We start from the raw sequence: 21,334 nt of genomic DNA, 5'->3' as shown, positions 1-21,334 counted from the left end.
GTCTCTGCTGAGCTGGGGTCTGACGTCGGCCGGTGACGATGACGTCACCGGCCGGCGACGCGCTTCATATGGTGCGGCTGTTGCTCCGGTCGGTCCTTGCGATGGTGATGGCGATCATCTCTTTCGTACGACGACGAAGTCCGCGAGCGCGACGAGCTGCGCGCGGACCCGTTCCGGCATGTCGACACCGTCGAGGGCCTCGATCGCGACGGCATGCTGACGGCGTGCCTCCTGGGAGGTCCACTCCCGGCCGCCGGCCTCCTCGATCAGGGCCGCCCGGGTGGCGAACTCCTCCTCGGAGAAGCTGTCGAAGTCGCTGCTCTTGGCGTCGGCGGCGAGCAGTTCGCCGAGCCGCTCGGAGGCCGGACCGCCGGCCGCGAGCGCCGCGACGACGGGCAGGGACTTCTTGCGCTGGCGGAGGTCGCTCCAGGTCTGCTTGCCGGTGGCGACCGGGTCGCCCCAGATGCCGAGCAGGTCGTCGACGGCCTGGAAGGCGAGCCCGAGGTGGTGGCCGTACGCCTCCAGCGTGTCGGCGGTCCTCTCGTCGGCCCCGCCGAGCACCGCCCCGATGGAGACGGCGCAGGCCAGCAGCGCGCCGGTCTTGTTGCCCTCCATCTCCAGGCACTCCTCGACGGTGACCCGCTCGCGGTGCTCGTAGGAGATGTCCTGGGCCTGGCCGTCGATGAGCTTGCGGGACGCGGTGGTGAGCCTGCGGGCGGCCCGGCCCGCCTCCACGGTGCCGCTCTCCAGCAGCACTTCGTTCGCCAGCGCGAACAGCGCGTCGCCGACCAGGATCGCGAGGGCGGGCCCGTGCACCTTCCAGACCGTGTCGCGGTGGCGGCGCTGTTCGTCGCCGTCCATCAGGTCGTCGTGCAGGAGCGAGAAGTTGTGCACCAGCTCCACGGCGACGGCCCCGGGAATGCCGACCTCGGGCGCGGCGCCCGCCGCCTCGGCGGACAGCAGCGCGAGCGCCGGGCGTACGGCCTTGCCGCCGTCGCCCTCGGAGGGCCGTCCCTGCGCGTCGATCCAGCCGAAGTGGTAGGCGGCGACGGTGTCCATGGGCGGCGCGAGCCGCTCCACGGCGGCGCGCAGCACCGGCGTGGACAAGGTCCGCCCGCGCTCCAGCAGGGCGGAGATGTCGACGCTCTCCGCGCTCTGTGCGGTGTCGTCAGCCGGGTACGCCGAGTGCACTGTCGGCACGCTTTCTCCTCTGGTTCCAGTACTGGTGCTCACGCCGCCTCCTTGAGGGGATGTTCATGGCGGCGGCCGAGCGCGGAGAGCGCAGCACCCGCGGCACTGAATCCGCTGCGCACGGCGCCCTCCATGGTCGCGGGCCAGCCGGTGGCAGTCCACGCGCCAGCAAGGTACAGGCCGTGGGCGCGTGTGTGCGCGGCCGGCCGCAGCCTGCCGACGCCGGGGGACGGCGCGAAGGTCGCAGTACGCTCCCGGGTGACGAAGAAATCCCGTACCCCGGCACCGCGTGCGGCGGGCAACAGCCTTTCCAGCTCCGGCAGATACCTCTTCCGCAGGACGGAGACGGGTTCGTCGATCTCGTTCTGCGCCGCGGACTGGGAGACCGCGAGGTACTGGCCCTCCTTGGCGCCCGACGCGTCCGTGCGGTCGAAGACCCACTGGACCGGCGTGCCGAGCGCGGCGAAGAAGGGCCGGCGCAGCACCCTGCGGTCGTAGAGCACATGGATGTTGAGGATGGGGGCGGTGCCGATGTCGAGCAGCCGGTCGGGGTCCTCCAGCGCGCCGGTGGGGAGCAGTGCGTGGGCCTCGCGCTGCGGGACGGCCAGCACGACGGTGTCGGCGTCCAGCTGCTCGCCGTCCACGTCGACCTGCCAGCGCCCGTCCGCCGGCCGGCTGATCCGCCGTACCCGGGTGGAGAGTTCGGTGCGCACCCCGGCCGAGTCGAGGGCCTTGCGGGCGAGCGTGTCGTGCAGTTCGCCGAGCGGCACATGGGCCCAGCCGATGTCGGCGGCGCCGGGCTCGGAGAGCAGCCCTGTCTTGAACACCATCGCCGCGAGACCCAGGGACGCCTGCGGTGCCCGGGCGTTGAGGGTCGCGACGCCGACGAGGTCCCACAGGGCGGCGACGGCGCGCGGCGACTGGCCGTGACGGCCGAGCCAGGTGGCGAAGTCGACGCCGTCCAGTGCCGGGTCGGTGGGGTCCAGGCCTTTCAGCGCGAGCGCGGCACGCCCGACGCCCGCCCGCTCGGCCAGGGACAGGTGCGGATAGCCGGCGAGGCTCCCGGCGAGGTGCAGGGGTACGGGCAGCGCGGAGCGGCGCAGGCGGCCGAGCCTCGGCCCCTTCCTGGCGGCGACGTCGAGTACGGGTACGTCCAGGCGGTCCTGGACCGGGGCGAGGTGCGCTCCGTCGATCCGGTCGAGGAACCAGCGGTAGGCGGTGCAGCAACGCAGGTACACGTGCTGGCCGTTGTCCACGGTGAGCTCGCCGCGGCGGAACGAGAACGCGAGCCCTCCGAGCCGTGGTCTGCCCTCGAGCAGGGTGACCCGGACCCCCGCGTCGGCGAGCTGGAGCGCCGCGGTGACACCGGCGATGCCGCCGCCGACCACCACCGCGTGCCGGGAGTCCATGCCGTCGGGCGTCATCCGCGTGCCTCCCTTGTCGACCGTACGGCGCGGGGCACGAGACGTGCCGCGGCCGCCACCGTCAGTGACGCGGCGGCGGGCCGGCCGGTTGCCCGCCGCGCGGGGGCGAGCAGCCGCGCCGGGTCCGTGATGTCCGTCGGGGAAGTCACCGGCGCCCTCCGTGGGTCTGGCGGCCGATGTGGCGGGCGTCCAGGCCGGACAGTCCGCGCACGGCGACGTACGCCTTCTCGCGTCCCGGCAGGGAGACCCGGCCGCGGAGCACGGCGTCCGGGTCGCGCTCGATGCGGTCGAGGAGGCGGCGGTAGATGCCGGCCATGGCCGCGACGCAGGCGCCGCTGCGACGGTCCAGCATGGGCAGCAGCCGGTAGCCCTCCGCGAACAGGGCGCGGGCGCGCCGTACTTCGAAGTGGACCAGGCCGGCGAAGTCGGAGCCGGGCGGCGGTGTCGTGCCGTGGAAGCCCTCGGAACAGCCGAACTTGGCGAGGTCGTCGGCGGGCAGGTAGGTACGGCCGTTGGCCGCGTCCTCGGCGATGTCCCTGAGGATGTTGGTCAGTTGCAGCGCGAGGCCCAGCGTGTCGGCGTACTCGGCGGCGCGGTCGGCTCCGCGCGCGCCGGGCTGGGTGCCGAACACGCCGAGCGAGAGCCGCCCGATCGCGCCGGCCACGCACCGGCAGTAGGCCTTGAGGTCGTCCCAGGTCTCGTACGTCTCGCCGCGGACGTCCATCAGCACGCCGTCGATGAGTTCGTCGAGGCCGCCGAGCGGCAGCGGGAAACGGCGTGCGGCGTCGCAGAGCGCGACGGCGACGGGATCGGTGTCGTCCTCGTCGACGGCGCCCTGCCGGATGCGCTCGAGCAGCTCGCGCGTGGCCTCCAGCCGGTCCTGCTTGGCCTCGGGCTTCAACGTGCCGTCGCCGATGTCGTCGACGCGCCGGGAGAACGCGTACAGCGCCGACATGGCCTGGCGCTTGTGCGGCGGCAGGAGCCTGATGCCGTAGGCGAAGTTACGGGCCTGCTGTCCGGTGACGGCCTCGCAATAGCTGTACGCGGCCTGCACCGGCGCGGTCGGCACCTGGGTCGGTCCCTCCATCGTCCGGCTCATCCCTCTCTACGCGCTCTTCGCAAGACGGTCCCCACTTCACGCAGCAGCCTGGGCCTTGTCGCTCTGGGCGGTGCGGGCAGCACATCATGTCCGGCGGCGGCGAGCGCGGCGAGCGCGGCACGCCCACCGCCGACGAAACCCGCCAGCAGCAGCCGCAGCCGCCCGTCGACGGAGCCGACCAGCCCGATGCCCTCGTCGAGGAGCGCGCGCGCCCGCTGCGCCTCGTAGGCGATCAGGGCGCGCACCGAGGCGCCCGTGGTCGGTGCGGCAAGGTCGGCCTCCGTGATGTGGAAACGTTTCATGTCCTCGGCCGGCAGGTAGATCCGGTCGCGGGCGAGGTCCTCCGCGACGTCCTGGAGATGTTCGACGATCTGGAGACCGGTGCACACGGCGTCGGAGCGGCGCAGCCGCTCGGGGCTCGCCGTGCCGGTGATGCCGAGGACGAGCCGGCCCACCGGGTTCGCCGACAGCTCGCAGTAGGCGAGGAGGTCGTCGTAGGTCTCGTAGCGGCGTACCAGCTGGTCCTGCCGGTTGGCGGCGATCAGGCCGAGGAACGGCTCGGGCGTGAGCGAGCGCCGCGCGACGGCGGGCCGCAGTGCGCGCAGCAGCGGGTGGCGCGGGGCGTCGCCGGAAAGGTCGAAGACGCGGCGCAGGTCGGCCTCGAAGGCGTCGAGGAGGGCGAGCCGGTCGTCGGCCAGGTCCGGTCCGACACCCAGGTGGCGGGCGTCGGCGCCGCCGGGCGCGAGGTCGCCGTCGCCGATGTCGTCGACGAGCCGGGCGTAGCCGTAGACGGCCATGAGGTCGTCGCGCCAGGCGCGGGGCAGGAAGAACGGGGCGACGGGGAAGTTCTCGTCGGCGGCCTTGTCGAGGGTGCCCCGGGCCGGGTCTTCGGCGCGGGGGTGCACGGTGCCCGTCACTGCGCGCTGCCGGGAACGGAGACGGCGATGGGCTCGCGGAGCTGGAGATTTCCCGTCATGGCCATCACATCTCCCGTTCTACACTGCCGACTCAATACATCCCATTTCGGACACGCCGCCGCATACTGCGCCGCTTGCCGACCGTCCGGCGATCAAAGGCCTGACCGGGCGGATCGCGGCATATCACCCCACTTGCCGCGATTCGGTCCCGGTACAGCTTACGTTGTACAACGCCGAACGACGCCCCGGGGTGCCGTACAGAACGGAACAACACCGCGTTCGGGTCCAACCTTCCCGCATCGCGGGCAAGTTGACTGCCCGTCGACGGACCGGTGCGCCGCCCCCGCGGAAGGACGGCGGCAAGCGGAAGGCCCTCGCCGGCCGACCGGCGAGGGCCTTGCGGGCGGTGGGGAGCGTGGGCTACCTGCCCGTCTCCTTCTCGTACGCCTTGATGACCTCGTCGGTCGGACCGTCCATCAGGAGTTCGCCCTTCTCCAGCCACAGGACGCGGTCGCAGGTGTCCCTGATCGACTTGTTGCTGTGGCTGACGAGGAAGACCGTGCCGGCCTCCTTGCGGAGCTCCCTGATGCGCTGCTCGGAGCGGATCTGGAACCGGCGGTCGCCGGTGGCCAGCGCCTCGTCGATCATCAGGACGTCGTGGTCCTTCGCCGCGGCGATGGAGAAGCGGAGCCTGGCCGCCATGCCGGAGGAGTACGTGCGCATGGGCAGGGTGATGAAGTCGCCCTTCTCGTTGATGCCGGAGAAGTCGACGATCCCCTGGTAGCGCTCGCGGATCTCCTCGCGCGACATGCCCATGGCCAGGCCGCCGAGTATGACGTTGCGCTCGCCGGTCAGGTCGTTCATCAGGGCGGCGTTGACGCCGAGCAGCGAGGGCTGGCCGTCGGTGTAGACCTTGCCGCTCTCGGCCGGCAGCAGACCGGCGATGGCGCGCAGCAGGGTCGACTTGCCGGAGCCGTTGGTGCCGATCAGGCCGATCGCCTCGCCGCGGTACGCGGTGAAGGTGACGCCGCGCACGGCGTGGACCTTGCGCACACCGCGCGCCTCGCCCTTCTCCCGGCGCACGATCCGGCTCAGCGCCGCGGTGGCGCTGCCCTTGCCGCCGCTGCCGGCGTTGACCCGGTACACGATGTGCACGTCGTCGGCGATGACCGTCGGGACACGCGCCCCGGCTCTGTTGTCGATGTTCTCAGCCACGGCCGTACCGCTCCTCAGCCTTCCAGAAGTACACGAAGCCCGCGAAGCCGACCAGGAGAGCCCAGCCCAGGCCGGCCGCCCAGACGTGCGAGGGCAGGTTCTCGGAACCGTAGCCGTCGATCAGCGCGAACCGGATGAGGTCCATGTAGACGGCGGCCGGGTTGTACATGAGAACGTCCGCGATCCAGGCCGGCTTGTCGGCGAGCATCACCGGGATGGAGAACATCACGCCCGAGGCGTAGAGCCACGTGCGCATGACGAACGGCATCAGCTGCGCCAGGTCGGGGGTCTTCGAGCCGAGCCTCGCCATGATCAGGGCCAGGCCGGTGTTGAACACGAACTGCAGCACGAGCGCGGGGAGCACCAGCAGCCAGGACAGGGACGGGTAGCTGCCGAAGCCGACCACCACCGCCAGCAGCACGATCATCGAGAACATCAGCTGCTGGAGCTGCTGAAGCGCGAACGAGATCGGCAGCGACGCCCGGGGGAAGTGCAGCGCGCGCACCAGCCCCAGGTTGCCCGAGATCGCCCGCACACCCGCCATCACCGAGCTCTGGGTGAACGTGAACACGAACACACCGGTCACCAGGAACGGGATGTAGACCTCGGTGCTGAAGCCCCGGTCGGCGTCGAGGATCAGGCCGAAGATCAGGAAGTACACCAGCGCGTTCAGCAGCGGCGTCGCCACCTGCCAGAGCTGGCCCAGCTTCGCCTGGCTGTACTGGGCCGTCAGCTTGGCCTGCGAAAAGGCCAGGATGAAGTGGCGGCGGCCCCACAGCTGCCTGATGTACGAGGCCAGGCCCGGGCGGGCGCCGCTGACGGTCAGGCCGTACTTGGCGGCGAGCTGCGACGGAGACAGGCCGTCGTCCGGCGACGGCGTGGGGCTCGTCGCGATGGCACCGTCATGGGTTGTGTCACTCACAAGTTGAAACTTTCGTGTTCAAGATGCGCGGCAGTTCGGGGCGCGGCCTGGACGGCTCGTCGCCCCGATGCTCTCAGAACCGAGCTTGTCAGATGACAGGAGGTCGGCCCAGCCTGGTGAGACGCCACACCGTACGCCACTTCATCGGGCGGCGCGGTCCGCAGGGGGTGCGCCATCCCTCCCGGAAACCGCCGAACCACGCCTTGAGCGCCGGCAGCGTCGGGCGCCGCAGGAGGGTGAGGAGCACCCACACCCCCACGTAGACGGGCACCAGGGGCAGGGGCAGGTTCCGCCGCGCCACCCACACCCGGTTGCGGGCCACCATCCGGTGGTAGACCGCGTGCCGGGAGGGGGGCATGGTCGGGTGGAGGAGCACCATGTCCGCGCGGTACTCGATGGACCAGCCGGCGTCCAGAGCGCGCCAGGCGAGATCCGTCTCCTCGTGGGCGTAGAAGAACTCGTCGGGCAGCCCGCCGACCTCGGCCAGCACCTTCGTGCGCACGGCGTTGGCACCGCCGAGGAAGGTGGTGACCCGCGAGGAGCGCATGGGGTCGGAGGCGCGCAGCCTCGGGACGTGGCGGCGCTGGGTGAGCCCGGTCTCGGGATCGGCGATGCGGAAGCTGACGATGCCCAGTCCCGGGTCCGCGTCGAAGGCCTCCCGGACCAGCTGGGCGGTGCCCGCCTCGGGGAGCAGTCCGTCGTCGTCCAGGAAGAGCAGGACGTCGACGTCGGAGCCGCCGGGTCCGAAGGCCTCGATGCCGACGTTGCGGCCGCCGGGGATCCCGAGGTTCTCCGGCAGGTCGATCGTGCGCACCCCCTCGGGCACGTCCACCACGGGAGCACCGTTGCCGACCACGACCACCTCGATCGGGTCGCCGTCCTGCTTGGCGACCGAGTCGAGGAGGGCGCGCAGCTCGTCGGGCCGGGTCCCCATCGTGATGACGACGGCGCCGAGCTTCAGCGGGGCGGTCACTTCAGCCTGCTCGAAGCGAGGACGGACACGAGGTGGAGCAGCGTCTGGAGCAGCGCGATCCCGGCCAGCACGGCGACGCCGAGGCGGGAGAAGAACAGGTCGCCCCGGGCCTCGTCGAGGACGGCCAGCACCAGGATGAGCAGGGACGCCTCGATGCCGAGGACCAGCCGGTGGAACTTCAGCGCGGCGGCGGCCCGGCGGGCGAGCGCCATGCCGGAGGAGCGCGGCTCGGCGGCCGCCTCCTTGACCGGCGGCAGTCCGCCCTGGTGACGGGCGACACCGACCAGGTCGGTCTCGGCCTTGATCAGGATCGCGCCGAGTGCGGCGAGGGTCCCCAGGAAGGCCCACAGCCAGTCGGTCCGGCCGCTGCCCCACAGGTCCGCGGCGCGCAGGCCGAAACCGACCAGGACCGCCGCGTCGCACAGGTAGGCGCCGACGCGGTCCAGGTACACGCCGGACAGCGAGAACTGCTTCTTCCAGCGGGCCACCTCGCCGTCGACGCAGTCGAGCAGCAGATAGAGCTGGACCGCCACGACGCCGAGTACGGCCCCCCATATGCCCGGCACGAGCAGGGCGGGAGCGGCGAGGACACCGGCGAGGGTCATCACGTAGGTCAGCTGGTTGGGCGTGACCTTGGTGGTGACGAGGAGGCGGGTGATGCGCAGGGAGATCTCTCGCATGTAGAGGCGGCCGCCCCAGTGCTCACCGCTGCGCCGGTCCTTCACACCCGCGGGGTGAACGACCGGGCGGAGTTCAGCTACTGATGGTCTTGGCATAGTCGGCGTACGCGTCCCTGATCTGGTCGTGGTTGAGGTCGAGGTGCTCGAGGATGGTGAAGCGGCCGGGGCGGGTCTGCGGCGCGTACTCCACGGCGCGCACGAACTCGTCCGCGGAGAAGCCGATCTCCTGCGGGAGCACGGGCAGGCCGTGCCGGCGCAGCACCTCGGAGAACAGGCCCGCCTGCTCGCTCGCACCGCGCAGGTGCATGGCGAAGGCCGCGCCCAGTCCGCACTGCTCGCCGTGGCTGGCGGCGCGCTTGGGGTAGAGCAGGTCGAAGGCGTGGCTGATCTCGTGGCAGGCGCCGGAGGAGGGCCGGGAGTCGCCGCTGATCGACATGGCGATCCCGGACAGCACCAGGGCCTCGGCGAGGACGGTGAGGAACTCGTCGTCGCCGACGCCGCCGGGGTGGCGCAGCACGGACTCGCCCGCGGTGCGGCCCATGGCGGCGGCCAGGCCGTCGATCTTCTCGCCGGTGAGACGGTGCGAGAGCTCCCAGTCGGCGATCGCGGAGATGTTGGAGATCGCGTCGCCGATGCCGGAGCGGACGAAGCGGACGGGCGCCTCGCGGATCACGTCGAGGTCGATGACCATGGCGATGGGCGTCGGGACGCCGTAGGAGCCGCGGCCGTTGTCGTTGTCGAGCGTGGAGACGGGCGAGCACAGGCCGTCGTGCGAGAGGTTGGTCGCGACGGCGACGAGCGGCAGGCCGACCCGCGCCGCGGCGTACTTCGCCACGTCGATGATCTTGCCGCCGCCGAGGCCGACGACCGCGTCGTACCGCTTGCCCCGGATGTCGTCGGCGAGCTTCACCGCGGCGTCGATGGTGCCGCCACGGACGTCGTACCAGTCCGCGCCGGGCAGCGCCGGGGCGAGCCTCTCGCGCAGCTTCTGGCCGGAGCCGTCGCTGATCGCGAAGGCGAGCCGGCCGGACGCGGAGATCCGCTGGTCGGCGAGGAGACCGGCCAGGTCGTCCAGCGCGCCGCGATTGATGTCGACGACGACCGGGGACGGGATGAGCCGGGTCAGTACTGGCACGCGATCCCACGGCCCTTCGCGAGGTCGTCGTGGTTGTCGATCTCGACCCACTTGACGTCGCCGATGGGAGCCACGTCGATGGTGAAGCCGCGGTTCACGAGCTCCTGGTAGCCGTCCTCGTAGTACAGGTCGGGGTCCCGCTCGAACGTCGTCTTGAGCGCGTCAGCGAGGTCCGCGGCGGCCTCCGGCTCGATGAGCGTGACGCCGATGTACTCGCCGGTGGCGGTGGCCGGGTCCATGAGCTTGGTGATCCGCCGGACGCCCTTGGCGCCCTCGGTGATGACCTTCATCTCCTCGTCGGCGAGCTGCTTCACCGTGTCGAGGGCGAGGATGATCTTCTGACCGTCGCCACGGGCGGCGAGCAGGGTCTTCTCGACGGAGACGGGGTGCACGGTGTCGCCGTTGGCGAGGATCACGCCCTCGGCGAGGACGTCACGGGCGCACCACAGGGAGTAGGCGTTGTTCCACTCCTCCGCCTTGTCGTTGTCGACGAGGGTGAGCTTCACGCCGTACTTCGCCTCGAGCGCCGCCTTGCGGTCGTACACGGCCTCCTTGCGGTAGCCGACGACGATCGCGGCCTCCGTGAGCCCGATCTCCGCGAAGTTGCCCAGCGTCAGGTCGAGGACCGTGGTCTCCCCGTCCACCGGCACGAGGGCCTTCGGAAGCGTGTCGGTGTAGGGGCGAAGACGCCGTCCGGCACCGGCTGCCAGTACGAGGCCGATCATGCGGGTTCTCCTTCGTCATGTACTGCGGGTGCCTGCGAGGACACCCAGAAGCGGATGCTCTCGACCAGCACCAGGACCGCCACGGCCACAGCGAGGACCGTCAGCGCGACGGTGATGTCCGCGGGCAGCAGGAAGGCGAGCACAGCGACTGCCAGGACCCGCCCCTCGTGCCCGCCGATCGCCCGGACCAGCCAGTGCGGCGGCGCGCCCGTGCCACCGCGGATGCGGTACACCGTGTCGTAGTGATGGTAGGCGACAGCCGCTACCAGCCCGAAAGCGGCGGGCAAGGCCCCGTTCACCTCGGCGTGGGCGGCGATGAGCAGGATCGTGCCGTACTCGGCGGCCCGGAAGACAGGGGGGACGAGCCAGTCGAGGGCGCCCTTGAGGGGCCGGGCGACGGCGAGCCCCGAGGTGGCGGCGTACACAAGGGCGGCGACCAGCGTCCAGACGCTGCCGAAGCCGGTGAACGCGGCGGTCGCCGACAGCGCGGCGGCGCCCACGGCGGCCGACGCGAGCGGCGCGATGCCCGGCAGCTTCCGTGCCGCGCGGGAGGTGGCACGGGCGACGGCCTCTGCCGCCGGCCCGGAGTCGGCGAGGTCGGCGAGCGCCTGGGCCGCACGGTCCGTGCGGTGCGCCTTGCGGGTCAGCGAACGGAGCACCCGGCCGGCGGTGGTGTAGCAGGCGGCGAGGGCGCAGCCCACGAGCAGGGCGTAGAAGACGATGCGCGGGGTGGCCACGGCGGTGAGCACGGCGATCATCGCCCAGCGTTCGCCGATCGGCAGAACTATCATCCGGCGCAGCCAGACCGTCCAGCCGACGCTGTCGAGCTTGCTGGACAGGGCGGCCGTGGGACTCGTGTTGGCCGTCGCGTCGTGGTTCGCCTCGTTGAAGGAGAAGTCGACGACGTGCCGGCAGGTCTGGAGCACCATCGCGCCGAGCGCGAGCGCCCATACGTCGTCGCCGCCGCGGGCGGCGCCGAGGGCGAGCCCCGCGTAGTAGGCGTACTCCTTGGCCCGGTCGAAGGTCGCGTCGAGCCAGGCGCCGAGCGTCGAGTACTGCAGGGAGTAGCGGGCGAGCTGCCCGTCGGTGCAGTCCAGGACGAAGGAGAAGAGCAGCAGCAGACCCGCGGCGATGTAGCCGGCGCGGGTGCCGGTGGCCGCGCAGCCGGCCGCGACGAGCGCGGTGAGCAGCGACGCGGTGGTCACCTGGTTCGGCGTCAGTCCCCGGCGGGCGCACCAGCGCGCGAGGTAGCGGGAGTAGGGGCTGATGCAGAAGGTGGTGAAGAATCCGTCACGCGCCTTCACGGCGGAGCGCAGGCGCACCGCCTCGTCGTCGACCTCTTCGACGGCGGCGCGCGTCCGGTGCCGTTCCTCCGCGTCGGAGGGCACGGCGGCGACCAGCGAACCGAGCTCGGGGTGATGGACGGACACACCCCGGGCCTCGAGCTCGGCGGTCACACCGTCGACGACGCCGTCGCCGGCGACGGCCCCCGCGCCGGCCGGCACGGTGGCGGAGACGGCGAGCACGGCGCCGGTCAGCGCGGCGCGTCCGGCCGGCTGGGCGGTGAGCGCGCCGGTGACGGCGGCGGTCGGGAAGCGCGGGTCGGTCAGCGCCAGCCGCAGGGCGTGCACATGACCCACGAAGCGCGGGTCGACCACGGCGACCCTCTCGGTACCGGGCACGGCCTCGATCAGGGCGGCGGTGTGCTCAGGGCCGTTGGCGACCCGCACGTCGAAGCCCAGCGACCGCAGATCGCCCTCGAGCGACGACCCGGGTACCGGCGGACCGGTGAGGATGGCGGTCGACAGACGAACTCACTCCTTGGCGCTGACGGTGCTGGTCCACGGCGGCTCGGCCCGGCACACGGGCGGCGGCACGTCGGCAGAGGCTATCGGATGTACGGAAGCGGGAGTTCACCGGCCGTTTACGCCCTGGCGGCCCGCCGGGATCATCATTGTCGATCCCTGCCCCGCCCTCCAAACCGCGGCCCTGGAGAGCGCCCGGGAGCCCGGCGGGGAAGGCCGGGACCGGCCGGGGCGCGGCCTGCCACACCATAGGGTGACCGTCATGACGTGGCTGATCACAGGTGGAGCGGGGTACATCGGGGCGCATGTCGTGCACGCCATGACGGCGGCCGGCGAACGGGTCGTCGTGCTCGACGACCTGTCCTCCGGATTCCCCGAGCGGCTGCCGGCCGGTGTGCCGCTCGTCCGCGGGTCGGTGCTCGACCGGGACGTGGTGGAGCGCACACTCGCCGAGCACGCGGTCACGGGTGTGGTGCACCTCGCCGCGAAGAAGCAGGTCGGCGAGTCCGTGGAGCAGCCGCTCAGGTACTACCGGGAGAACGTGTACGGGCTGACGGTGCTGCTGGAGGCGGTGGTGGCGGCCGGTGTGCGGCGCTTCCTCTTCTCCTCCTCCGCCGCCGTGTACGGGGTGCCCGACACCGGACTCGTCGCCGAGTCGGCGGCGTGCAGGCCGATCAACCCGTACGGGGAGACAAAGCTCACGGGTGAGTGGCTGGTGCGGGCGGCCGGCCGCGCCCACGGGCTGTCGACCGCGTGCCTGCGTTACTTCAACGTCGCGGGTGCGGCCGCCCCCGAGCTGGCGGACGTCGGCGTGTTCAACATCATCCCGATGTTCTTCGACCGGATCACCCGCCAGGAACCCCCGCGGATCTTCGGCGCGGATTATCCGACCCCGGACGGGACCTGCGTCCGCGACTACATCCACGTCGCCGATCTGGCCGACGCGCACCTCGCGGTGGCACGGCGGCTGGCCGGACGGGACGGCGGCGGAGATCTCACCGTCAACATCGGCCGCGGGGTCGGCGTCTCGGTCCGGGAGCTCGCCTCTCTGGTGGGCGAGGTCACCGGCCGCCGTATCGATCCGGTGGTGGAGCCGCGCCGGCCCGGGGACCCGGCGACGGCGGTCGCGTCCGTCGAGCTGATCGGCAAGGAGCTCGGCTGGTCCGCCTCGCACGGGGTGCGCGACATGGTCGCGTCCGCGTGGGCCGGCTGGCTGGCCAGACACCCCGAGATGACCCCGCACTGATCTCCCCGGCGCTCTGACCTGCAAGCATTTCCGCAGGTCAGAGCATATGACAACGGTGTTCAGTGCCGTGTTGCCCGATACCCCCCTCCCGTAGTTGACTGGGCCACGGCCGAGCGACGCGTACCAGAGCGAAGGGCATCGACATGGGGGCAGGGCACGACCACGGGCACACTCACGGCGGGCCTCCGCCCACGGGCACCGCGGCCGCCGCCCACCGGAGCCGGCTGCGGATCGCCCTCGCCATCACGCTCGGCGTGATGGTGCTGGAGATCGCCGGCGGGCTGCTGTCGGGCTCGCTGGCCCTGCTCGCCGACGCGGCCCACATGGCGACGGACGCGGTGGGCCTCGGGATGGCCCTGCTCGCGATCCACTTCGCCAACCGGCCGGCCGGGGTGAACCGCACGTTCGGGTTCGCCCGTGCCGAGATCCTCGCGGCGCTCGCCAACTGTCTGCTGCTGCTCGGCGTCGGCGGCTTCCTGCTCGTGGAGGCGGTGCAGCGGTTCATCGAACCGGCGGAGACCCGGGGCGGCCTGACCGTCGTCTTCGCGGTCGTCGGCCTGGCGGCGAACATGGTCTCGCTGACGCTGCTGATGCGGGGCCAGAAGGAGAGCATCAACGTCCGCGGCGCCTACCTCGAGGTGATGGCGGACGCGCTCGGCTCGGTGACGGTCCTGGTCTCCGCGGGAATCATCCTCGCGACCGGCTGGCAGTACGCCGACCCGATCGCCTCCCTGGCCATCGGCGTGATGATCGTGCCGCGCACCCTGCGGCTGCTGCGGGAGACGCTGAACGTGCTGCTGGAGTCGGCCCCCAAGGGTGTCGACATGGAGGAGGTACGCGCGCACATGCTGGCCCTGCCCGGGGTGGCGGACGTGCACGACCTGCACGCCTGGACGATCACCTCCGGGATGCCGGTGCTCTCCGCGCACGTGGTCGTGAGCCAGGACGCGCTGGACTCGGTGGGTCACGAGAAGATGCTGCACGACCTCCAGGGCTGCCTCGGTGAGCACTTCGACGTCGAGCACTGCACCTTCCAGCTGGAGCCGGTCGGGCACGCCGAGCACGAGGCGAGACTCTGCCACTGAGCGGGACCGCCCCTGCTAGGGTTTCCGCGGACGCAGGCGTCCCACGACCCTTGAAAGGAGCTGAGGTTGATGACCGTCGTAGCGGAGTCCCCCTACGCCTGGCGGCGTGGTGGTACCCCCAGCCCCGCGCGCGCCCGGTCCTTCCTCATCCTCCGGGCTTCCGTCCGACCCTGATCCGATCCCGTCCGGTATCCGCCGGTCCGATCGCGCACGTCGGCCGGAGCCCCGTGAACAAGGGTTTCCACGTTGTCCGACAACGCTTTGCACGACGCTTTCTTCGCCCTGCACCACGGTCTTCCGCGGCAGGGTCCCGGCTCCGACGACACCTCTCTGAGGCTGCTCGCGGCGGCGGGCCCCCTGCCCGCGCGGCCGCGCGTGCTCGACCTCGGCTGCGGTCCGGGCCGCTCGGCCCTGCTCCTGGCGGAGCGGGCCGGCGCACTGGTGACGGCGGTCGATCTGCACCAGCCGTTCCTGGACGAACTGCGGCACACCGCCGTGGCGCGCGGCCTCGATGACACGATCGTCACCGTCAACGCCGACATGGGCGCACTCCCCTTCCCCGACGGGTCGTTCGACCTCGTCTGGGCGGAGAGCTCCGCCTACAGCATCGGCTTCGACACGGCGCTCGAGAAGTGGCGGCGGCTGCTCTCCCCCGGCGGCAGCCTGGTCATGACCGAGTGCGAGTGGACGTCGGCCGCCCCCTCCCCGGAGGCCCGCGCCTTCTGGGACGCGCACTACGTGTTGCGCGGTACGGCCGACAACTGCTCGGCGGCCGTCGCGGCCGGCTACACCGTGCTCGGGCTGTACCGGCAGCCCGAAAGCGACTGGGACGAGTACTACGGCCCCCTGGGTGAGCGGGCCGACGCCGCGGATCCCGGTGCCCCGGGGATGCCGGAGGCGCTGGCCGCCACCCGCGCGGAGATCGCCATGCGCAGGAACCACGGCGCGGAGTTCGGCTACACCGGCTACGTGCTCCGCCCCGTCGATCCCCGCTGGCGTACCCGGCCGGAGACGGCGGCGGACATCCCGGCCGTACGCGCGGTCAACGCCGCCGCGTTCGCCACCCCCGAGGAGGCGGCCCTCGTGGACTCGCTCCGCCTGGACGCCGAGGCGTGGCTGCCGGGGCTGTCGTACGTGGCGGAGGCCGAGGACGGGTCGGTCGCCGCGTACGCGCTGCTCACCCGTTGCCGGATCGGCGGCACACCCGCGCTGGCCCTGGCGCCGGTCGCGACCGCGCCCCGCCACCAGCGGCAGGGGGCGGGAACGGCGGTCGTACGGGCGGTGCTCGACGCGGCGAGGTCACGCGGTGAAGGACCGGTCGTCGTCCTCGGACATCCCGGGTACTACCCGAGGTTCGGCTTCGAGGTCGCGGCGAAGCACGGGATCAGGACATCTTTCGAGGTACCGGAGGAGGCCCTGATGGTGCTGGCGCTCGACGGCTGCGAGGACGTGCCGAAGGGCATGGTCCGCTACCCGGCGGCGTTCGGCGTCTGACCGGCTGTCCGCCCCGACCCTGCCGGCAGGGTCGGGGCGGACATGCCAGGAGGCCACCGAAGTACGGACAAGCCGCTTTTGTACGGCAGACTGAGCGGGGCCCAGGGGCCTTCCTCCGGAAGGACCGCAGGGCCGAGAACCGATGCGAAGGACGGTTATGCCGATCACACCAGCCACCGCGGCGACCAGTTCGTCGAACGGCACATCACCAGCGATCCTGCTCGAGCTGGTCGACGAGGAGGGCAACACCATCGGCACGGCGGAGAAGCTCTCCGCCCACCAGGCGCCCGGTCAGCTGCACCGCGCGTTCTCGGTGTTCCTCTTCGACGAGCAGGGGCGGCTGCTGCTGCAGCGCCGCGCGCTGGGCAAGTACCACTCCCCCGGTGTCTGGTCGAACACCTGCTGCGGCCACCCGTACCCGGGTGAGGCGCCGTTCGCGGCGGCCGCCCGGCGCACCTACGAGGAGCTGGGGGTCTCCCCCTCGCTGCTCGCCGAGGCCGGCACGGTCCGCTACAACCACCCGGACCCGGAGTCCGGGCTGGTCGAGCAGGAGTACAACCACCTCTTCGTCGGGATGGTGCAGAAGCCGGTGCTGCCGGATCCGGGGGAGATCAGCGAGACGGCTTTCGTCACGCCGGACGAGCTGACCGAGCTGCACGGCCGGGCGACGTTCTCCGCCTGGTTCATGACGGTGCTGGACGCGGCCAGGCCCGCGGTCAGGGAGCTGACGGGGCCGGCCGGAGGCTGGTGAGAGTCGTCGCCCGCTCCACGGCGCGGCGCCTCATACGGGCGCCGCGCCGTCCTGGAACGCGGGCACCAGCGGCAGCTCCGCCCAGATGATCTTTCCGCCGCTCGCGGTGTGCTCGACGTCGCAGATGCCGCCGGCCTCCCGGGTGATCTCGCGGACCAGGAGGAGACCTCTGCCGCCCGTCTGCGCGGCGTCGGTCTCGAGAGCCTTGGGGCGGTAGGGGTGGTTGTCCTCGACCGAGACCCGCACCCAGTGCGTGCCGATGGCGACCTCGACGGCGACCTCGGGCGAGAGCAGAGCGGCGTGCCGCACGGTGTTGGTGACCAGCTCCGACACGATCAGCAGCAGGCCCTGCACCACGTCGTCGGCGACCGGGACGCCCTGACGGGCGAGCAGGTCCCGCACGGCGTGCCGGGCCTGCGGGACGGACACGTCGAGTGCGGGAGCGGTGAACCGCCAGACGCCCTCGTACGACAGCGGCCGGGCCGGCACGCTCCCGCGGCTCTCCATAGTCCGGCACCCACCTTCGGCTCGTCCCACTGACCTTCGGGTAACAAGTGTTGGTAGTCAGTTGGTCCGTGCCGTACCGCTGAACGGAAGTGAACGCCGATCGACGCGTTTTGACCGGGTGCGTATGACAGCGTCAGTTGTGTGACTGGTCGGAACCGTCTTCTGCCCGCTTCCCCGGATCGATCGTTTCAGCACTCTTATCAGCGTTTTCCCGGCTCTCCCGCGGCCCCTGCCCCTGCTCCGTGACCATGCTGACGACCCGCCGGCCGCCGACCCCCATCGCGATCAGGCCCAGACCGTCGAAGAGCAGCGCCAGCGAGAAGAAGGTGCCGAGGACGTAACGGCTGCTCTCCGGCCAATCGGCCAGCACCAGCACACCCAGCAGCAGCCCGAAGGCCCCCTGCACGAGGGTCCAGCCGAACTGCGGTCCGCGGACCACCATGCTGCCCACCAGCCGGAAGAGTCCGCCGGTAAGGAACAGCAGGGCGGCGAACATGGTGAGGCCCGCCGCCGCGGTCTCCGGGTGGCGGATGACGATCGCGCCGGCCGCGATGTTCAGCGCGGCGACCACGACGGCCAGCCAGAAGAAGTTGCTGCCGCGCGACTCGACCGCGTGGAGCAGGCCGACGATCCCGCAGATCAGCAGCAGCCAGCCGAAGAGGAGCATCGAGGTGAGGGTCGCGACGCCGGTGTAGACCAGGCCGACCAGACCGCCCGCGGCCAGGATCGCGCCGAGCGCGGCCAGTCTCCCGAAGCCGCGGCGAAGGCTCTTCTCCCGGCGGCGGTGGTCCATGTCGTCGTACGCGGTACCAACCATCAAACGCCTCCTCGGCGAACCCCCGTGTCAGCGGCACCCCTTCTTGATCATAGGTTCGGGCCTGCCGGATAGCATCCGGCGCATGGAGTCCTCGCACGCGCGTCCGCCCCGGCTCAGGCACACCGTCACGGACGGAGTCGCCACCGTCGTGATCAGCAATCCCGCCAAGCGCAACGCCATGACCGCGGACATGTGGCGGGCCGTGCCGGAGCTGCTCGGGGAACTCGCGATGGACCCGGCCGTACGGGCGCTGATGCTGACCGGCGAAGGCGAGACGTTCTGCGCGGGGGCGGACATCTCGTCGCTGCGGCTGCCCGGCGAGGACCCGCAGGCACTGGCGGTGCGAGCCGAGGAGGCTCTCGCCGCGTTCCCCAAGCCGACGCTCGCCGTCGTACGCGGCTACTGCGTGGGCGGCGGCTGTCAGCTCGCCGCAGCCTGCGACCTGCGCTTCGCCGAGCGCGACACGCTGTTCGGGGTCACTCCGGCCAAGCTGGGCATCGTCTACCCGGCTGGTTCGACCCGCCGGCTCGCCGCGCTGGTGGGTCCGGCCGCGGCCAAGTACCTCCTGTTCTCCGGTGAGTTGATCGGCACGGAGCGGGCGCTGCGGACCGGGCTCGTCGACGAGGTGCTGCCGGGGGACGAACTGGGCCGGCGGGCGGCCGACTTCACCAGGATCCTGGTGTCGCGCTCGCAGCTCACGCAGTGCGCGGCGAAGGAGTTCGCCGCCGGCCGTACCGACCGGGACGCGTACTGGGCGGAGCAGGCGCGCGGCAGCGGCGACACCGCGGAGGGCGTCGCCGCCTTCCTCGAGCGGCGTGCGCCGCGCTTCTCGTGGGCGCCGGGAGCCGGCTGACGCCGGCCGCACCTGCCTATCGGAGGACGAAGCGGCTCTTGGCGCGGAACTCCTCCACCAGGTGCGCGGGGGCCTTCAGCGGCGAGCCGGCGTCGTAGGGCGGCTGCGGGTCGTACTCGGTCAGCAGCTGCACGGCTCGGGCATGCTCGTCACCGGCCAGCCTGCCGACCAGGGTGAGGCCCATGTCGATGCCGGAGGAGACGCCGGCGGCCGTGACGTACTTGCCGTCCGTCACGACCCGGCGGCCGGTCGGCCTGGCGCCCAGCCGCTCCAGCTGGTCCAGGGCGAGCCAGTGGGAGGTCGCCTCACGGCCCTTCAGCAGTCCGGCCGCGGCGAGCAGCAGCGAGCCCGTGCACACCGACGTGGTCCAGGTGCTGGTGGCGTCCACCGCGCGCAGCCAGTCCAGCAGGGTCTCGTTCCCCATCTGGGCGTCCTGGCCGGGGCCGCCGGGGACGAGGACGATGTCCGGCGCCGTCACCTCGTCGAAGGTACTGGTGGCAACAAGCGAGAGCTGGTCACGGTCGTTCGCCACGGGACCCTTCCGTTCGGCGACGAAGACGACGTCGGCGTCAGGGAGGCGGCAGAGCATTTCGTAGGGGCCGACGGCGTCCAGTGACGTGAAACGGTCGAAGAGCAGGACGGCGATCTGCGTGGGCACGGGCGTTCCCTTCGTAGGGTTCAGCGGGCGGATCGTACGGGTCCGCGGAAGCGGCGGCGGTACTCCGCCGGGGCCACGCCGAGGGCCTTGACGAAGGCCCTCCGCATCGCCTCCGGGGTGCCGTATCCGCAGGCGCGGGAGATCTTCGTGACTCCGTCGGCGGTGTCCTCCAGGAGCCTTCTGGCGTGCTCGAGGCGCACCCGTTCCACGTAGCGGCCGGGTGTCGTGCCCGTCTCGGCCTGGAAGGCGCGGGCGAAGTGCCGGGGCGACAGGCCCGCACGGTCCGCGAGCGACTCGACGCAGAGGTCGGCCTCGGGGTGCTGGGTGACCCAGTGCTGCACGGAGCGCAGCGGTTCGCGGCGCGCGGTCTGGGCCGCGAGCTGGGCGCTGAACTGCGACTGGTTGCCGGGACGCCGCAGGAAGACGACCAGATGGCGGGCCACGGTGAGGGCGACGTCCCGGCCGAGGTCCTCTTCCACGAGTGCCAGCGCCAGGTCGATGCCCGCAGTGACGCCCGCGGAGGTGGAGAGTCTGCCGTCCCGGACGAAGATCGGGTCGGGCTCGACCGCGACCTCCGGATAGGCGCCGGCGAGGTGGTCGCATGCGGCCCAGTGGGTGGTGGCGCGCCGCCCGTCGAGCAGCCCGGCCTCCGCCAGGAGCAGCGCGCCGGTGCAGACGGACACCAGGCGCGCGGCATGCGGCGCCCGGTCGCGGAGCCAGTCGATCAGGCGCGGATCAGGGCGGCGGGTGCCCTCGCCGCCGGGGACGAGAAGCGTGTGCGGCGCGGGTTCACCGGCGAGGTCCCCGTCAGGGACCAGCGTGAGACCGCTGGAGGTCCGGACCGGCGAGCCGTCGAGCGAGGCGGTACGGATCCGGTACGCGGACCGGTCGCCACAGGCCCGGCGGGCTCCCTCGAACACCTCGACCGGTCCCGTCACATCGAGGCTCTGCACGTCGTCGAAGAGGACGACGAGCAGTGTCCGCCCCGTCGTCGGCCGCTCCACCGGTTCTGCTGTCGGCTCCGTCACGAGCCCCATCCTTCTCGCGGCGGGGCCGCGTCCGCAATGACGAGAAGCCCACCTTTCCTGCCATCACCGCCGACGGGCCGGTCCCCGCACCCTGGCGCATGAGCCACGCCGAATCGCTCTGGTCTACCCCGCCTCGACGCCGGGTGACTGCGATGGGCGCAGCCCCCGGAGGAGCAGTTCGATCAACCGGCGGGGGTCGTAACGGGGGTCGCTGTCCCGTCCGATGCAGAGGTTCCCGATGCCGCGCATCAGTTCGTAGGGCCGCACCCCGGGTCTGACCTCGCCGGCTTCGACCGCGGCGTCGAGCAGTTGGGCGCAGACAGGCATCAGGCGGTCGAGGAAGTGGGTGTGCAGCGCGGCGAAGCGTTCGCTGTCGGACTGCAGGGCGTCGGCCAGCCCGTGCTTGGTGACGAGGAAATCGACGAAGAGGTCGATCCACCGGCGCAGTGCGTCGAAAGGGGAATCGGTGTCGGCCAGCAGCTTGGGGCCGGCCTCGGCGCATGCCTCGATCTGGTGGCGGTAGACGGCCGTCACGAGGTCCGCCCGGGTCGGGAAGTGACGGTAGATCGTGGCCATCCCGACGCCCGCCCGGGCCGCGATCCGGCGGATGGGCGCATCGACGCCGGAGGTGACGAACTCCTCGGCGGCGGCGGCGAGCACTGTCTGCTGGTTGCGCAGGGCGTCGGCCCGCTTTCCCCGGGTCTGCTCTCCTCCGGACCGGTCCGCAGTGGGCACGACGCTCTCCTTCCCTTGACCGTTGACGAAGCGGAACAGTGCTCCGTATATTAAACGGAACAGCGCTCCGCTTC

General features: G+C 71.8%; 22 protein-coding genes. 5 read left to right on the top strand and 17 right to left on the bottom strand.

Features of this window, described 5'->3' with window-relative positions; genetic code table 11:
- Positions 1-114: 114 nt before the first annotated feature.
- The 12 genes from AB0K36_RS10320 to AB0K36_RS10265 form a co-directional block, all read right to left on the bottom strand.
- Positions 115-1,191, bottom strand: coding sequence for a polyprenyl synthetase family protein (locus tag AB0K36_RS10320; protein WP_364591106.1), 1,077 nt, complete (start codon positions 1,189-1,191; stop codon positions 115-117).
- Positions 1,192-1,229: 38 nt separating this feature from the next.
- On the bottom strand, positions 1,230-2,615 hold the full coding sequence (gene hpnE / locus AB0K36_RS10315; protein ID WP_364591034.1) for a hydroxysqualene dehydroxylase HpnE: 1,386 nt from the start codon (positions 2,613-2,615) through the stop codon (positions 1,230-1,232).
- A complete protein-coding gene (locus AB0K36_RS10310; RefSeq protein WP_364591031.1) occupies positions 2,612-2,764 on the bottom strand; it encodes a hypothetical protein in 153 nt (50 codons plus the stop codon). Before AB0K36_RS10310 ends, hpnE begins: the two co-directional genes overlap by 4 nt.
- Positions 2,761-3,714 carry a presqualene diphosphate synthase HpnD gene (hpnD, locus tag AB0K36_RS10305; protein WP_189464962.1) on the bottom strand — a complete coding sequence of 318 codons (954 nt, stop codon included), beginning with the start codon at positions 3,712-3,714 and terminating at the stop codon, positions 2,761-2,763. Before hpnD ends, AB0K36_RS10310 begins: the two co-directional genes overlap by 4 nt.
- The gene (gene hpnC, locus AB0K36_RS10300) at positions 3,711-4,631 is read right to left on the bottom strand and encodes a squalene synthase HpnC (protein WP_364591028.1); all 921 of its coding nucleotides are present in this window, start codon (positions 4,629-4,631) and stop codon (positions 3,711-3,713) included. Before hpnC ends, hpnD begins: the two co-directional genes overlap by 4 nt.
- A gap of 420 nt (positions 4,632-5,051) precedes the next feature.
- Positions 5,052-5,846 carry an ABC transporter ATP-binding protein gene (locus AB0K36_RS10295; RefSeq protein WP_189464956.1) on the bottom strand — a complete coding sequence of 265 codons (795 nt, stop codon included), beginning with the start codon at positions 5,844-5,846 and terminating at the stop codon, positions 5,052-5,054.
- A complete protein-coding gene (locus AB0K36_RS10290) occupies positions 5,839-6,768 on the bottom strand; it encodes an ABC transporter permease (RefSeq protein ID WP_364591025.1) in 930 nt (309 codons plus the stop codon). Before AB0K36_RS10290 ends, AB0K36_RS10295 begins: the two co-directional genes overlap by 8 nt.
- Positions 6,769-6,856: 88 nt before the next feature.
- Complete coding sequence (locus tag AB0K36_RS10285) at positions 6,857-7,702, bottom strand: glycosyltransferase family 2 protein (RefSeq protein WP_435877829.1); 846 nt, start codon at positions 7,700-7,702, stop codon at positions 6,857-6,859.
- A gap of 35 nt (positions 7,703-7,737) precedes the next feature.
- Entirely contained in the window at positions 7,738-8,517 is a 780-nt protein-coding gene (locus tag AB0K36_RS10280) for a CDP-alcohol phosphatidyltransferase family protein (protein WP_189464947.1), read from the bottom strand.
- A complete protein-coding gene (locus tag AB0K36_RS10275; RefSeq protein WP_364591019.1) occupies positions 8,495-9,556 on the bottom strand; it encodes an iron-containing alcohol dehydrogenase family protein in 1,062 nt (353 codons plus the stop codon). Before AB0K36_RS10275 ends, AB0K36_RS10280 begins: the two co-directional genes overlap by 23 nt.
- Complete coding sequence (locus AB0K36_RS10270; protein WP_189464941.1) at positions 9,544-10,281, bottom strand: phosphocholine cytidylyltransferase family protein; 738 nt, start codon at positions 10,279-10,281, stop codon at positions 9,544-9,546. The genes AB0K36_RS10275 and AB0K36_RS10270 overlap by 13 nt, the downstream gene beginning before the upstream one ends.
- Complete coding sequence (locus AB0K36_RS10265) at positions 10,278-12,089, bottom strand: DUF5941 domain-containing protein (RefSeq protein WP_364591103.1); 1,812 nt, start codon at positions 12,087-12,089, stop codon at positions 10,278-10,280. The genes AB0K36_RS10270 and AB0K36_RS10265 overlap by 4 nt, the downstream gene beginning before the upstream one ends.
- A gap of 259 nt (positions 12,090-12,348) precedes the next feature.
- Here AB0K36_RS10265 and galE point away from each other — a divergent pair, with 259 nt between their 5' ends.
- The 4 genes from galE to idi all read left to right on the top strand — a co-directional run bounded on the left by galE (position 12,349) and on the right by idi (position 16,662).
- On the top strand, positions 12,349-13,332 hold the full coding sequence (gene galE / locus AB0K36_RS10260; protein WP_364591015.1) for a UDP-glucose 4-epimerase GalE: 984 nt from the start codon (positions 12,349-12,351) through the stop codon (positions 13,330-13,332).
- A gap of 143 nt (positions 13,333-13,475) precedes the next feature.
- Positions 13,476-14,417 (top strand): cation diffusion facilitator family transporter, encoded by a 942-nt coding sequence (locus AB0K36_RS10255; protein ID WP_364591012.1) that lies wholly within the window; start codon positions 13,476-13,478, stop codon positions 14,415-14,417.
- Positions 14,418-14,663: 246 nt separating this feature from the next.
- The gene (locus tag AB0K36_RS10250) at positions 14,664-15,911 is read left to right on the top strand and encodes a bifunctional class I SAM-dependent methyltransferase/N-acetyltransferase (protein ID WP_364591010.1); all 1,248 of its coding nucleotides are present in this window, start codon (positions 14,664-14,666) and stop codon (positions 15,909-15,911) included.
- Positions 15,912-16,068: 157 nt separating this feature from the next.
- Complete coding sequence (gene idi / locus AB0K36_RS10245; protein WP_364591007.1) at positions 16,069-16,662, top strand: isopentenyl-diphosphate Delta-isomerase; 594 nt, start codon at positions 16,069-16,071, stop codon at positions 16,660-16,662.
- Between the two features lie 30 nt (positions 16,663-16,692).
- Here idi and AB0K36_RS10240 read toward each other — a convergent pair whose 3' ends face one another.
- Complete coding sequence (locus AB0K36_RS10240) at positions 16,693-17,169, bottom strand: ATP-binding protein (RefSeq protein WP_364591004.1); 477 nt, start codon at positions 17,167-17,169, stop codon at positions 16,693-16,695.
- 133 nt (positions 17,170-17,302) lie between these two features.
- Complete coding sequence (locus tag AB0K36_RS10235; protein WP_435877825.1) at positions 17,303-17,986, bottom strand: HdeD family acid-resistance protein; 684 nt, start codon at positions 17,984-17,986, stop codon at positions 17,303-17,305.
- An 82-nt stretch (positions 17,987-18,068) separates the two neighbouring features.
- Here AB0K36_RS10235 and AB0K36_RS10230 point away from each other — a divergent pair, with 82 nt between their 5' ends.
- Positions 18,069-18,839 (top strand): enoyl-CoA hydratase/isomerase family protein, encoded by a 771-nt coding sequence (locus tag AB0K36_RS10230; RefSeq protein WP_364591002.1) that lies wholly within the window; start codon positions 18,069-18,071, stop codon positions 18,837-18,839.
- Positions 18,840-18,855: 16 nt separating this feature from the next.
- Here the strand turns inward: AB0K36_RS10230 and AB0K36_RS10225 are convergent, their stop codons facing one another.
- The 3 genes from AB0K36_RS10225 to AB0K36_RS10215 all read right to left on the bottom strand — a co-directional run bounded on the left by AB0K36_RS10225 (position 18,856) and on the right by AB0K36_RS10215 (position 21,260).
- Entirely contained in the window at positions 18,856-19,497 is a 642-nt protein-coding gene (locus AB0K36_RS10225) for a DJ-1/PfpI family protein (RefSeq protein ID WP_364591000.1), read from the bottom strand.
- Between the two features lie 20 nt (positions 19,498-19,517).
- Positions 19,518-20,534, bottom strand: coding sequence for a GlxA family transcriptional regulator (locus AB0K36_RS10220; protein WP_364590997.1), 1,017 nt, complete (start codon positions 20,532-20,534; stop codon positions 19,518-19,520).
- Positions 20,535-20,648: 114 nt separating this feature from the next.
- A complete protein-coding gene (locus AB0K36_RS10215) occupies positions 20,649-21,260 on the bottom strand; it encodes a TetR/AcrR family transcriptional regulator (RefSeq protein WP_364590994.1) in 612 nt (203 codons plus the stop codon).
- Positions 21,261-21,334: the final 74 nt, after the last annotated feature.

Origin of the sequence: Streptomyces kurssanovii, assembly GCF_040677245.1 — a bacterium.
Classification (GTDB): Bacteria; Actinomycetota; Actinomycetes; order Streptomycetales; family Streptomycetaceae; genus Streptomyces; species Streptomyces kurssanovii.
The sequence above is the reverse complement of the archived record's forward strand: the minus strand, read 5'-3'. Positions and strand labels throughout refer to the sequence as shown.